Consider the following 12,879-nt stretch of genomic DNA (forward strand, 5'->3'; position numbering starts at 1 on the left):
GAGGAGGCATGGAGCTGCAACACTCGTTCACTGTTCCTGTCCCGGTCGACGAGGCGTGGAAGGCACTGCTCGACATCGAGCGGGTCGCGCCGTGCATGCCGGGCGCCACTGTGGAGAGTTACGACGGCGGGACCATCGACGGTGCGGTGAAGGTGAAGCTGGGGCCCATCACGGTGACGTACCGGGGCACGGCGTCCTTCGAGGAGAAGGACGAGAGTGCGCACCGCTTGGTGCTGGCCGCCCGCGGCAAGGAAGTACGCGGCCAGGGCACGGCGAGTGCGACCGTGACCGGCACACTGACCGCTGAGGACGGCGGCACGGCCGTCGCGGTCGTCACCGATCTGACGGTCACGGGACGGCCGGCTCAGTTCGGCCGGGGTGTCATGGCCGAGGTCGGCGACAAGCTGATCGGCCGGTTCGCCGACTGTCTGGCCCAGCGGCTCGCGGGCGGCGGGGAAGCGGGCGAGGACTCCGGGCACGCCGCTGCCCGCCCGGGCCCGGCCCACAAGGTGGGCGCCGACGTCGACACGGGCACGGAGGAGCCGGAGGCCATCGATCTGCTGCGTACGGCCGGCCTGCCGGCGGTCAAGCGTGCCGCCCCCGGGCTGATCGTGGCCGCCCTCGCCGCACTGGTGGCCGTTCTCTTCCGCTGCCGCCGAAGGCGGTGAGGGCCGCCTGAGCACCGCGCACCGTCGGGACGCGAGGCCTACGCGGTGAGCGTCTCGGCATGGGCGGACGCACGGTCGTGGACGAGCGGCCTCGTGCGGGCATCGGGATCGATCCATGGCACCGGCGGCGGATCGATCAGTCTCTCGGCGTGCGAGGCGTACCCCCGTGACTGCACGGAGGACGGCAGCGGGTCGCGCGCCAACGACTCCTGCGGCAGGCCGCATTCGCCGAGCAGCTCCGCGATCTCGTGCACGAACATGACAGGGCCGGACAGGTAGACGCTCTCGGTCTGCCAGTCCTGACGGGCCCGCAGATGCCGGTGCAGCCGCTCGGCCGCCCGCACGCGTCCCTCGCCCCGTTGCCGGTACCACCGGTGGACCTCGAGCGCGGGGTGCGCCTGGAGCAGGCCCGCCAGGTGCGCGCAGTCGTAGAAGTCCTGGTCCGTGCGGGCCGCGATCTCGATCCTGACACGGGGCGCGGGCCGGCGCGCGAGCAGCTCGTCGAGGACGGCCTTGACCGGGGCCCAGCCGCTGCCCGCCGCGATCAGGGTGACGGCGGGAGTGCCGGGCGGGGGAGCGAGTGCGGAACCGGAGGCCGGCCCGAGCTGCAGTAAGGTGCCGGGCGCGGTGGCGTCGCACAGTGCCGTGCTCAGCAGCCCACCGGGCACCCGCCCGACGTGGAACTCCAGCACACCCTCGCGCCCCCGGCGGCCGGCGAACGAGTAGGGCCGCCACACACCTGGCAGCCGGGGATGCGTGACCGTGGCGTACTGGCCGGGCAGCCAGTGGTAAGGGGCGTCCGGCACGGCCTGCACGACCGCCGTGCGGCCGCCGAGCAGACGGTGCGAGACAACTCTCGCCTGCCACAGCGCCGGTTCCAGCGCGGCCTCGGAGCGGTACGCGCCGTTCTGCATGGCTGTGGCGGCCACCCCGTACACCCGCTGCCACGCCCCCTCGGTGTCCTCGTCCCACAAGGACCCGCTGTGGAAGCGGATCGCCGCGATCAGACTGTCGCCCACCGCCGCGTAATCCGCGTCCGTCGTCCCGAACTTGCGGTGGTCGCGGCCCAGCCGCTCCAGGTGCCCGGTCAGCCCCGGATGGTCGAAATGGTCCACCACCTGCACCAGCGCGGCGAAGAGCCGCTCGTACTGGTCGTCCATGTCGGCCGGGAACAGCGCCCGCAGCCGCGGACGGCCGTGGAAGAGATGCGCGTAGAAGTAACGCACCACATGAGCCGCGCGCCGCTCCACCCGCGCCAGACCTGCCCGTACAACGTCGATGTCGCCCATGGAATCCCCCCGCACCCCGTTGAACGCTCAACGTACCAACTCCCGTACGAATATGAGCCGTTCGGTGCAGAACCCTTTCCCGGCCGGAACATTCCGATTCCGGCCGGGACGGGGAGCGGGGCGGTGCCGGCGCGAACCGGCCGGTCGGCTCAGAGGCCCTGCCAGTCCGGCTTGGCCGCGTACGTGGCACGGAAGTAGTCCGCGAGCTTGAGGCGGGAGGCCGCGGCATCGTCGACCACGACCGTGGCGTGCGGGTGGAGCTGCAGGGCGGAGGCGGGTACCAGCGCCGAGAGCGGGCCCTCCACGGCGAGGGCGACGGCGTCGGCCTTCGCCTCGCCGGTCGCCAGCAGGACCAGGTGGCGGGCTTCCAGAATGGTGCCGATGCCCTGGGTGATGACGTGGTGGGGGACCTCGTCCAGCCCGTTGAAGAAGCGGGCGTTGTCCCGGCGGGTCTGCTGGGTGAGGGTCTTGATGCGCGTACGGGAGGCGAGAGAGGAGCACGGCTCGTTGAAGCCGATGTGCCCGTCGGTGCCGATGCCCAGCAACTGGAGGTCGACGCCCCCGGCATCGGCGAGCGCCTGGTCGTAGGCTGCGCAGGCGGCGGCCACGTCCTGGGCGGTGCCGTCGGGCCCCATGAAGGAGTTCTCGGTCAGCCCGAGCGGCTCGACGACCTGGCGCAGGACGACCGAGCGGTACGACTCGGGGTGGCCCGCGGGCAGGCCCACGTACTCGTCGAGCTGGCAGATCCGGGCGTGGGAGGCATCGACCTCTCCGGCCCGCACCGTGGCCCCGAGTGCTTCGTAGACGGGCAGCGGGGTCGATCCTGTGGCGACGCCCAGGAGGGCGTCGGGCTTGCGTCGCAGCAGGTCGGCCATGGCGTCGGCGATCAGTGCGCCGCCGGTGGCGGAGTCCTTGACGATGACAACTTCCACGAAGATCCCTGTCTCTGAAAGCGCAAGTGGTGTAGACCAATCTACCTGGTGAGAGGGTGTGCTGTCCCGTGCGGGACGCAGGAGGGGGCGAATACCGGCCGAGCCGCCCGGACAGAACGGGACATGTCGGCGGACCCGCTCCGAGGGCACGTCCCCGGCCATGGCCCCACGGCCCGTGCGGCCGCCGGGAACCGGTGGACGGCGAGCGGGGAGAATGAGGCGATGACCTACCGCTACCAGGTGCTCGGCACCACCCGCGCCATCGGCCCCGACGGCCGGGCAGTGCCCCTGGCCGGGCTGCGGCTGCGCGCGCTGCTGGCCGCCCTGGCCGCCGCGGGCGGCCGGGCGGTACCGGCGGGAGACCTGGCCGACCGGGTGTGGGGCGAGGACGGGCGGCAGCCCGCGGATGTGCCGGCCGCCCTCCAGGCGCTGGTCGGACGTCTGCGGCGGGTGCTCGGCCGGACCGCGGTGGGCTCCGTGTCCGGCGGCTACCGCCTTGTCGCGGACCGGGACGACATCGACCTGTTCCGGTTCGAACGCCTGGCGGCCGAAGGGGCGGCCGCTCTGGAGGCGGACCAACCGGCCGAGGCGGCCGCCCTGCTCGACGAGGGCCTCGCCCTTTGGCGCGGACCGGCGCTCGCCGATCTGCCCGGCGCGGATCTCGATCCCCTGGCCGTACGGGCGGGCCGGCGCCGCAGCGAGGCGCAGTACAACCGCCTGGCTGCCGACGTCGCACTCGGGCGGGCCTCCGCAGTGCTCGGCGAACTGACGCAGCTGGCGGCCGAAGCCCCGCTGGACGAGCCGCTCCAGGCCCTGCGCATCCGCGCTCTGCGCGCCACCGGGCGGCAGGCCGAAGCGCTCCAGGCATACGAGGAGGTACGGGCGGCTCTCGCGGACCGGCTCGGTGCCGGCCCGGGGTCCGAACTGCGCGATCTGCACGCCGGGTTGCTGGAGGACTCCGGCCGCGCCGTGGCGCCATCGCGGCCGGCCGCCCCTGCCCTGCCCTGCGGCAACCTCCGCGCCCGCCTCACCTCCTTCGTGGGCCGCGAGGCCGAAATGGCCGATGTGGCCGCACAGCTGGAGCACAGTCGACTGGTGACCCTGCTCGGGCCCGGGGGAGCGGGCAAGACCCGGCTCGCTCTGGAGGCCGCGGCCGCCGCCGAGGCCACGGGAGCCTGGACGGACGGTGTCTGGGTGGCCGAACTCGCCCCCGTGGGCGACGCGGGCACCGTCCCCGAAACCGTACTGACAGCGCTCGGTGCCCGCGGGACACAGCTGCGCCGCGACGCCGGGCCCGAGCCCGCCCACAGGGACCTGATCGCCCAGCTCGTGGAGGTGTGCGGACGTCGCCGCATGCTCCTCGTCCTGGACAACTGCGAGCATGTCGTCGACGCGTCCGCCCGCCTCGCCGAAGCGGTCCTGACCGGATGCCCCGGCGTACAGGTCCTCGCCACCAGCCGCGAACCACTCGGCGTCCCCGGCGAATCCGTACGCGTCGTCGGCCCGCTGCCGCAGGACATGGCACTGCGCCTCCTCGCCGACCGTGGCGCCTCCGCCCGGCCCGGCTTCAGCGCCGACGACGACCCCGATGCGTGCGCCGAGATCTGCCTCAGACTCGACGGACTGCCGCTCGCCCTGGAACTGGCCGCTGCCCGGGTGCGCGCCCTGACACCGCGCCAGATCGCCGACCGGCTCGACGACCGGTTCAGGCTGCTCACGGGCGGCAGCCGTACCTTGTTGCCCCGTCAGCAGACACTACGGGCGGTCGTCGACTGGTCCTGGGACCTGCTCACCGACGACGAACGGGCCGTCCTGCGCAGGCTCGCCGTCTTCTCCGGCGGCTGCGCCCTCGAACAGGCCGAGGCCGTGTGCGGCGCCGCCGCGCTGGACCAGCTCGCCTCCCTCGTCGACAAGTCACTCGTCGTCGCCTCACCCGGCGGACCCGACGGCATGCGGTACGGACTCCTGGAGACCGTTGCCGAGTACGCCGCCGAACGGCTCGACGAGTCGGGGGAACGCGCCGGCGCCGAGCTGCGCCATCTGACCGCCTACCGGGAACTCGTCCGCACCGGCGACCCGGAGCTGCGCGGGCCGCGACAGGGGCTCTGGCTCGCACGCTTCGAGACGGAACACGACAACGTACGCTCGGCACTGCGCACCGCCGTCCGTCTCGGCGAGGAGCAGGAAGCACTCTGCCTCGTCCGGTCCATGAGCTGGTTCTGGCAGCAGCGCAGTCATCAGGCCGACGCCCGCACCTGGGCGCCCTCCGTCGCGGCTCTCGGACCCGACCCCTTCGTCCCGCCCGTGCGCACAGCCGTCCCGGTTCCCGAACGGGCGATCGCCGCCCCGCCTCCATGGCCCGACGAAGTGCTGTGGGAGGCACGCCGCGGTGTCCGGCTGATCGTCCTCGCCACCGGCGACGACGCGGCGGAGCCGGACCGGCCCGAGACGCAGCGCCATCTGCGCGCCGTGGTGTCCGCCTACCGGTCCGGCCTGCCGCAGCTGCGTACCCAGCCTGCCTCCATGTGGTTCATCGCCCGCCTGCTGACCGGTGAGTTCCCCGGACTCGGCGACGCGGTGGACGCCGTCGTCGCCGAGTTCGGCGACGACCAGGACGGCTGGGGGTTCGCCTTCACCCTGCTGATGAGGGCCAGGCTGCTCGGCGACCGGCAGGGCGGCCTCGACAGCTCCCTGCAGGATGCCGGCCGGGCACTGGCCCTGTTCGAGGCGGCGGGCGACCAGTGGGGGATCGCCGAGTCCCTCTCCGCCCGCGGCGAGGCGCTCGACGCCGCCGGCAGACACCACGAGGCAGCCGCGGACTTCGAACGCGCGATGGACTGCTCGGCCCGCGTCGGTGCGCATGCCCAGGCACCGGTGTTCGCCGCGCGCCTGGCCGCCGCACGGATGAGGACCGCCGTGACTCCGGCCGAGCGGGAGCGAGCGGAGCGGGCACTCGTCGACGCGGCCAGGGACTCCCACCGGTACGCCACCGAGACGATGGGAACGCCGCGCCTACTGCTGGTGCACCACTACGGCCGCACCGGTCGCAGCGCGCTCGCACGGGAGCAGTTGCGGGAGATGGAGCAGGAGCTGGCCGACCGCAACACGGGCCTGTTCGCCGGCCTGCTCGCGGGGGTGCACGGCTGGCTCGACTGTGTCGAGGGCGACTATGAGGCGGCCCGGGCCCGCACGGGGGAGGCGGTACGACGGCTGGACCATCTGGCGTATCTGGTCGCCCCGCACCTGATCGTGGATCAGTTCCTGTGCGCCGCCTGGGCGATGGCCCATGGGGGAGCGTCTTCGGACGGGGCGCGGCTGCTCGGTGTGTACGACCGGGCGGACCACGTGCCCGGCTGGCTGGGGCTGCGCGTGTTCGGCGACGAAACCGTCGTCCGGCGGCGCGCCGAGCGGGATCTGCGGGAAGCGCTGGGAGCGGCTGCCTTCGAGCAGGCGTACGCGCGGGGCCGCGACCTCGCGGTACGAGAAGCCGCCGCCCTGATCTGAGGCCGCAGGCCACTGCTCTCGCGGGCGCGCTCCGCGGGTCAGCGGATGGCGATGAGACGCGCGAACGCGACGACGTTCCCCTCGTACCCGGTCCGCTTCGAGAAGTCGCCGCCGCAGGTGATCAGGCGCAGTTCGGCCTCCGGGGCGTCCGCGTAGATCTTCTCGGCGGGGAAGTCCTTCCGGGTGTACAACTCGACGGCATAGACGGCGAAGACCGCTGTCCGCCCGTCTCCCCGCCGGACCTCCACATGGGCGCCGCGCTCCAGGGAGCCGAGGTCCTGGAACACCGCCGGCCCGGCCTTGGTGTCGACATGACCGGTGATCACGGAGGTGCCGCGTTCGCCGGGGCTGACCGAGGCCGCGTACCAGCCGGCGAGATTGCGGTCCCGCGCCGAGGGGGAGGCGATCCAGCCCTCGGCGTCGAGACCGACAGGGGTGAGCGGGGCCTTCACCCCGGCCGAGGGAACCGTCAGGCGCAGCGGGGCCGCGCGCGGCAGCGGATCGGGCGCGGCCGGCAGCAGTGCGGCGGCCGGCGTGGGGCGGTGTACCGCCGCGGCAGGACGCGGCTGCGGTGGCCCACCTCCCGGATCGGCGGATCCGTAGCGGATGAGGAACAGGCCGAACAGCAGCACGCAGACGAGCGTGAACCAGGGGCCGCGCCTGGACAAGGTGGGCATGGATGGCATTCCTTCGGATGGGTGCTCCGCCACCTCGGCGCGACGGCGCGGGGCGGCACAGCCGTGGGTGCACCGTCAGACGCCGTCTTCGGCGCGGTCCCGCCGGCGTCGCATCAGGTACACGCCACCGGCCGCGGCGCCCGCGACCAGTGCGTAACCCAGCGCGGCCGGCCCGGTGCCGACACCGGCGAAGCTGCCGCCCTCACCGCCCCGGACGCCACCGCCGGGCTTGGTCATCACAGGGTGCTGCGGGCGCTTGCCGGAGTCGTGGCCGGTGCCGGGGTGCTGCGGGCGGCGCTTGTCGGCACCGGCGTCGGGGTGGGAGCCGGAGTCGGTGTCGGGTCGCTTGTCGGAGTCGGAGTCGGTGTCAGGGCGCTTGTCGGCACCGGCGTCGGGGTGGGAGCCGGAGTCGGTGTCGGGCCGCTTGTCGGAGTCGGAGTCGGTGTCAGGGCGCTTGTCGGCACCGGCGTCGGGGTGGGAGCCGGAGTCGGTGGCAGGTTCGGGGTGCGAGCCGGGGTCGGAGTCCGATGCGAGGTGGGAGCCGGCGTCGGCATCGGCATCAGCGCCGGAGTCGGCAGGGGGATCGGAAGCGAATCCGGTCTCGGATCGGGAGGTGGCGTCGGAGTCCGATGCGAGCCGGGGGTCCGCGCCGGACCCGGCTTCGAGACCGGCGCCGGTGTCGGCCTCCGTGTCGGTGCCCGGCTCCGAGACGGATCCGGAGTCCGTGTCCGAGGCCGAGTTGGGGCGGGGTACGGAGCCGAGGCTGTGGTCGGGGACAGAGGGGGCGCCGGAGTCGTCGGCATCCCCGGTGATGATGAGGGAGGTAGCTCCCTTCTCGCCCTTGCAGTCGAAGCTGACCTGGTACTCGCCGCCGGCCTTCGCGTCCGCGTTGACCTGGACCGTGCCGGGCTTGCCGTCGGTGAGGGTGACGGTGTCGAACAGCGCTGACGAGACGGTGGCGGCGGGCGCTGCGCAACGGCTGACGGTGAGCGTGAGCGTGCCGCCGGGTGCGACCCTCTGCGGCGAGACACCGAAGCCGAAGGGCATGACGGCGCTCGCCTCGGCTTCGTCGTCGGCAGCGGCTACGGGCGCGGTCAGAGCGACAGCGAACAAGCAGCCGAGTGACAACGAGGCGATCCTTGTCGCGCGCATGGCTCGATCTCCGAGTTCCCGAGGAGCAGTCGCGGAGGAGGTTCCACGGAGGGCAGGAAATGCACCTCGATGGCACCGACGCTAGGAGCGGCCCAGGAGGCGTGCCACTTCAAGGGGGCCGGGCGCGTCAGACACGCCGCGGACGGGTGGCGGCCCGTAGCTCCGCCCGGTGCATGGCCGACTCCTGCCGGGCGGTCGTGTCGACACCGGCCGCATCCCGACCGGTTCACACCTTGCGGTAGCCGTACGCCTCCGAGGCCGCCGACTCGACCGCGTCCAGATCCGCCCCGGCGGATGCGGTCACCACCGCCGCCACCGCGCCCTCCACAAAGGGCGCGTCCACGAGGCGGGTGCCGTCCGGCAGGTCGTCGCCCTCTGCCAGCAGCGCCTTCACCGTGAGCACGGCACTGCCCAGGTCCACCAGCACGGCGACGCCCGCCCCACGGTCGACCTGGTGCGCCGCCGTGCTGATCAGCTCGGCGCTGGTGCCCAGGGAGCCGTCCGGGGCTCCGCCGGCCGGAGCCACCGGCGCGGACGTACCACCGGCCGCGAGGCCCCGGGCCAGTTCGGCGACGGACTCGGCGACCTCCTTGCTGTGCGAGACGAGCACGATTCCGACGATCCGCTCCTCGCTCACCGGGCAGCCTCCACCGTCTCGGCGAGTGCGGCGATGAGCAGAGCCGAGGATGTCGCGCCCGGGTCCTGGTGGCCGATGCTTCGCTCACCGAGATAGCTGGCCCTGCCCTTCCGGGCCTGCATGGGGACCGTAGCCAGAGCGCCCTGCTCCGCCGCCGCGCGGGCCACCGCGAAGGAATCCGTGGTCTCGCCGAGCGCGGCAACCGCCGGTTCGAGGGCATCCAGCATCGTCTTGTCCCCGGCCGCCGCGCCGCCCAGCTGCGCGACCGCGGCCACCCCGGCGCGCAGGGCATCGCCGAGCTGCGCCGCGGTCACATCGCCGTCGTCCCCCAACGCCTTGCCGGTGCGCCGCAGCAGCGTTCCGTACAGGGGCCCGGACGCACCGCCCACGGTCGAGATCAACTGCCGTCCGGCGAGCATGAGCACGGCCCCCGGGGTCGCGGGCGGCTCCTTGTCGACCGCCGCGGTGACGGCCGCGAACCCGCGCTGGAGGTTTCTGCCGTGGTCCGCGTCGCCGATCGCCGAATCCAGCTCGGTCAGGCGGTCCGCCTCCCGGTCCACGGCCGCGGCCACGGCCACGAGCCATCGGCGGAAGAAGTCGGCGTCGAGCACATGAACTCCCGGTGTTCCCATCGGCGTTGTCTTCGCTGCCCGTCCGGCACGACGGTCAGCGGCCCCAGCGCAGCGCCGGCGTCTGCACCGGTGCGTCCCACAGCCGCAGCAGCTCCTCGTCCGCCTGGCACAGGGTGACCGAGCAGCCGGCCATGTCGAGCGAGGTGACGTAGTTCCCCACGAGCGTACGCGCGACGGCCACTTGACGCTGCGCGAGCACACGCTGCACCTCCGCATTGAAGCCGTACAGCTCCAGCAGGGGGGTCGCGCCCATTCCGTTGACCAGTACGAGCACGGGAGCCGAGGGCTTCATATCGTCCAGGATCGCGCTCACGGCGAAGTCGGCGATCTCTCCCGACGTCATCATCGCGCGCCGCTCGCGCCCCGGCTCGCCGTGGATGCCGATGCCCAACTCCAGTTCACCGGAAGGTAGTTCAAAGGTGGGGCTGCCCTTGGCGGGGGTGCTGCAGGCGCTCAGAGCCACACCGAAGCTGCGGGAGCCGTCGTTCACCTGCCGGGCGATCGCCTCGACCCGTTCCAGCGGAGCCCCCTCCTCGGCGGCGGCCCCCGCGATCTTCTCGACGAACAGGGTGGCCCCGGTACCGCGCCGCCCGGCGGTGTACAGGCTGTCCGTCACCGCGACGTCGTCGTTGACCAGCACCTTGGCCAGCCGTACTCCCTCGTCCTCCGCGAGCTCGATCGCCATGTCGAAGTTGAGCACGTCGCCGGTGTAGTTCTTCACGATGAACAGCACCCCTTCGCCGCTGTCGACGGCGGCCGCGGCACGTGCCATCTGATCCGGCACGGGGGAGGTGAACACCTCACCGGGGCAGGCGGCGTCCAGCATCCCGGGCCCGACGAAGCCGCCGTGCAGTGGTTCGTGCCCCGACCCGCCGCCGGAGACGAGCGCCACCTTCCCGGCCACGGGCGCGTCGCGCCGTACGATCACCCGTCCCTCCACGTCCACGGAGAGGTCGGGGTGCGCGGCAGCCATGCCGCGCAGCGCGTCCGCGACGACCGTCTCCGGCACATTGATGAGCATCCTCAACGGTTCCTCCTGGGGAGCGTAGCGGCCAGGTATTGAGCTGTCTTACCTGGTCAGCAGGCATGTACGGGATATGGCACCGGGCGCTTGACGGCGGTGTGGGCCGGAGTCCGGCGGGGCTGATGCTGACTCGGTACTGATCTTGCTGACTGGCCATCAGAGGCATCCGGCTCTGTCGCCGGCTGATGACGTCGACGTCCAGTATCGAAGAGATGGGCGTGATCGGGGAACGACGCGTCGAAAGGACGTGTCGATCCATTGGTTTCGGGGCTCGTCACGCCGATCCGGCGCTCTGGACCGCGTCGGGCTCCCTATTCACCTGGATGGCCGGACGGGAGTCGCGGAGCCACTCCATCCACATGATGCTGACCTGGGAATCGGTACATCACGTGACACATGGTCAGTGAGCCGCCCCTAGTCCCACAGGAGACAAACCGTGCGTCACTTCAAGCGTGTCTGTTGGAGCGCGGCCACCGGATTGGCGGCCCTTCTCGCCTGCGCCCACCCGGCTTCGGCCGCCGCCGACCCCACGACGGGCAACGAGGGAGTCGTCGAGCTGGTCGCGAGGCAGGTGCAGGCCAGTTTCGTCGATGTGGACGGGTCGTCCGGGCCCAGCCAAGGCGACGAATTCGTCAACAGCGGGGATCTCTTCCGCGGCACCGAGAAGGTCGGTACCTATGGACAGGTCTGCACTCTGACCCGGCTCGTCCCCGTTGACGAGTTCGACCTTCTGTGCCAGGGGTCGCTCACCTTCCCCCTCGGGCAGCTCACGCTGACCGGCCGGTTCACCGTCACCGGGGCCGGCCCGGGCAACATCGATTTCGCGATCACCGGAGGCACCGACCGCTTCCACAAGGCCCGCGGCTTCATCCACGCCGTCAACATCAGCGAGACGGAGACGCAGCTCACCGTCCATCTCAGCCGCTGACAGGGGGCAGGAGGGGGCATCCCTCTGTCCCCCTCCTCCTGGGACCAAGAGCAGGCGGCGTGCCCTCGGGCACGCCGCCTGCTCTTCGGTTCCGAGCGCCGCGCTAGGGACGCAAGCCGTCGAACTCGATGCTCAGATGGCGGGGGCCACGCAGGACGGCGTTCCGGCGGTAAGGCGGAGGATCTTCCACCAGACGGGGGTTGTCGAGCCTGCGGGCGAGCTCGGTCAGGGCGATCTGTGTCTCCAGGCGGGCGAGCGGCGCGCCGAAGCAGCTGTGGATGCCGCTGCCGAGTCCGAGGTGCTGGATGTCCTTCCGATCCGGGTCGAACCGGTCGGGATCCTCGAAGCGTTGCGGGTCACGGTTGCCCGACGCGAGAATCAGCCACATCGACGAACCCTTGGGGATGGTGACGCCGCGGACCTCGATGTCCGCGATCGGGGTGCGCTGCGGCAGCAGTTGCACCGGCGGTTCGTAACGCAGCAGCTCCTCCACGATCGGCACGGCCAGGCGCGGATCGTTCCGCAGCCGCTGAAGCACCTCGGGGTGGCGCAGCAGGGTGAGCATCCCGTTGGTGATCAAGTTGACCGTCGTCTCGTGGCCGGCGATCAGCAGCAGGGCCGCGGTGCTGAGCACCTCCATCGTCGTCATGGCACCGTCCTGTCCGCCACCGTTGACCAGTGCGGAGAGCATGTCGTCACGCGGCGACTTGCGCCGCTCCTCGATCAGCCCGGCCAGGTACATGCCCAGTTGCGTCCTGGCCTCCGCCGTGACGCGGTCCCGCTCGGTGAGGTCCTCGTCCGGTGCGGGGTCCAGGCTGGCGGCGATGGTCTCGGCCCAGGTGTGGAAGCGTGACTCGTCCTCCCGCGGAACACCGAGCAGCCGGCAGATCACCGTGACGGGGAACGGATAGGAGAACTGATCGACCAGGTCGATCCGGTTCCCGTTCGCGAGACCGTCGATGAGTCCGGAGACGATCTCGCCGAGCTCCTGGCGCATGCCCTCGACACGGCGGGGGCTGTGCGGCGGCCCGAAGGGGCGGTTGGTCATACGGCGCAGCCGGTCGTGCTCGGGAGGGTCGAGCCGCAGGAAGCCGGGCGGCAGGGTTGTCTCCTCGTCCGGCTGCTGCAGCTCGTCGGCCACCTGTGCGGAGAGATTGCGGGCCTCGGAACTGAGCCGCGGATCGTGGAGCAGGCTCTGGATGTCGTGGTAGGTGCTGATGACGAAGGGGCCGTCCTCGTCTTGGGCCACCGGCGTCTTGCGGAGCTCCTTGTAGATGGGATAGGGGTCGGCGCGGTTGGCATAGTCGGTGATCTGCGCCAGGAGTGACGTCATGACAGGTCCTTGTGGGCGGGCGCCGGCCGTGGCGGCGTTGTCGGAGACAGCTCGGGCGGTGGAGTGGTCCGGCCCCGGACGGACTCGGACGGGAGGGACTGCC

General features: G+C 72.1%; 11 protein-coding genes. 3 read left to right on the forward strand and 8 right to left on the reverse strand.

Annotated features, from left to right (window positions below; translation table 11 throughout):
* The first annotated feature begins 8 nt into the window (after positions 1-8).
* The gene (locus OHS70_RS33660; protein WP_328403803.1) at positions 9-668 is read left to right on the forward strand and encodes an SRPBCC family protein; all 660 of its coding nucleotides are present in this window, start codon (positions 9-11) and stop codon (positions 666-668) included.
* Positions 669-706: 38 nt separating this feature from the next.
* On the opposite strand, the gene OHS70_RS33665 is transcribed toward OHS70_RS33660, so the two are convergent.
* Both OHS70_RS33665 and nagB read right to left on the reverse strand, forming a co-directional pair.
* Complete coding sequence (locus tag OHS70_RS33665) at positions 707-1,957, reverse strand: globin domain-containing protein (protein ID WP_328403805.1); 1,251 nt, start codon at positions 1,955-1,957, stop codon at positions 707-709.
* 149 nt (positions 1,958-2,106) lie between these two features.
* Positions 2,107-2,889, reverse strand: a complete 783-nt coding sequence (nagB, locus tag OHS70_RS33670; protein WP_328403807.1) for a glucosamine-6-phosphate deaminase — start codon at positions 2,887-2,889, stop codon at positions 2,107-2,109.
* Positions 2,890-3,111: 222 nt separating this feature from the next.
* Between nagB and OHS70_RS33675 the strand changes: the two genes are divergently transcribed.
* Positions 3,112-6,393 carry an ATP-binding protein gene (locus OHS70_RS33675; protein WP_328403809.1) on the forward strand — a complete coding sequence of 1,094 codons (3,282 nt, stop codon included), beginning with the start codon at positions 3,112-3,114 and terminating at the stop codon, positions 6,391-6,393.
* A gap of 38 nt (positions 6,394-6,431) precedes the next feature.
* On the opposite strand, the gene OHS70_RS33680 is transcribed toward OHS70_RS33675, so the two are convergent.
* From OHS70_RS33680 to dhaK, 5 genes are all read right to left on the reverse strand, one after another.
* Complete coding sequence (locus tag OHS70_RS33680; RefSeq protein WP_328403811.1) at positions 6,432-7,070, reverse strand: class F sortase; 639 nt, start codon at positions 7,068-7,070, stop codon at positions 6,432-6,434.
* Positions 7,071-7,145: 75 nt separating this feature from the next.
* Positions 7,146-8,222 (reverse strand): hypothetical protein, encoded by a 1,077-nt coding sequence (locus OHS70_RS33685; RefSeq protein ID WP_328403813.1) that lies wholly within the window; start codon positions 8,220-8,222, stop codon positions 7,146-7,148.
* Between the two features lie 226 nt (positions 8,223-8,448).
* Entirely contained in the window at positions 8,449-8,859 is a 411-nt protein-coding gene (gene dhaM, locus OHS70_RS33690; protein ID WP_328403815.1) for a dihydroxyacetone kinase phosphoryl donor subunit DhaM, read from the reverse strand.
* A complete protein-coding gene (gene dhaL / locus OHS70_RS33695) occupies positions 8,856-9,470 on the reverse strand; it encodes a dihydroxyacetone kinase subunit DhaL (protein ID WP_328406102.1) in 615 nt (204 codons plus the stop codon). Before dhaL ends, dhaM begins: the two co-directional genes overlap by 4 nt.
* A gap of 55 nt (positions 9,471-9,525) precedes the next feature.
* On the reverse strand, positions 9,526-10,518 hold the full coding sequence (dhaK, locus tag OHS70_RS33700; protein WP_328403817.1) for a dihydroxyacetone kinase subunit DhaK: 993 nt from the start codon (positions 10,516-10,518) through the stop codon (positions 9,526-9,528).
* Positions 10,519-10,951: 433 nt separating this feature from the next.
* On the opposite strand from dhaK, the gene OHS70_RS33705 reads away from it, so the two are divergent.
* On the forward strand, positions 10,952-11,443 hold the full coding sequence (locus OHS70_RS33705) for a hypothetical protein (protein WP_328403819.1): 492 nt from the start codon (positions 10,952-10,954) through the stop codon (positions 11,441-11,443).
* Between the two features lie 103 nt (positions 11,444-11,546).
* Here the strand turns inward: OHS70_RS33705 and OHS70_RS33710 are convergent, their stop codons facing one another.
* Positions 11,547-12,776: a cytochrome P450 gene (locus OHS70_RS33710; protein ID WP_328403821.1), complete on the reverse strand. Its 1,230-nt coding sequence runs from the start codon at positions 12,774-12,776 to the stop codon at positions 11,547-11,549.
* Positions 12,777-12,879: the final 103 nt, after the last annotated feature.

This window comes from Streptomyces sp. NBC_00390 (assembly GCF_036057275.1).
GTDB lineage: Bacteria > Actinomycetota > Actinomycetes > Streptomycetales > Streptomycetaceae > Streptomyces.

Excerpts from the sequence above, each read along its gene's own strand:
- OHS70_RS33660 (WP_328403803.1), top strand. The coding sequence starts at position 9 with ATGGAGCTGCAACACTCGTTCACTGTTCCTGTCCCGGTCGACGAGGCG.
- OHS70_RS33665 (WP_328403805.1), bottom strand. The coding sequence starts at position 1,957 with ATGGGCGACATCGACGTTGTACGGGCAGGTCTGGCGCGGGTGGAGCGG.
- OHS70_RS33675 (WP_328403809.1), top strand. The coding sequence starts at position 3,112 with ATGACCTACCGCTACCAGGTGCTCGGCACCACCCGCGCCATCGGCCCC.
- OHS70_RS33680 (WP_328403811.1), bottom strand. The coding sequence starts at position 7,070 with ATGCCCACCTTGTCCAGGCGCGGCCCCTGGTTCACGCTCGTCTGCGTG.
- OHS70_RS33685 (WP_328403813.1), bottom strand. The coding sequence starts at position 8,222 with ATGCGCGCGACAAGGATCGCCTCGTTGTCACTCGGCTGCTTGTTCGCT.
- OHS70_RS33710 (WP_328403821.1), bottom strand. The coding sequence starts at position 12,776 with ATGACGTCACTCCTGGCGCAGATCACCGACTATGCCAACCGCGCCGAC.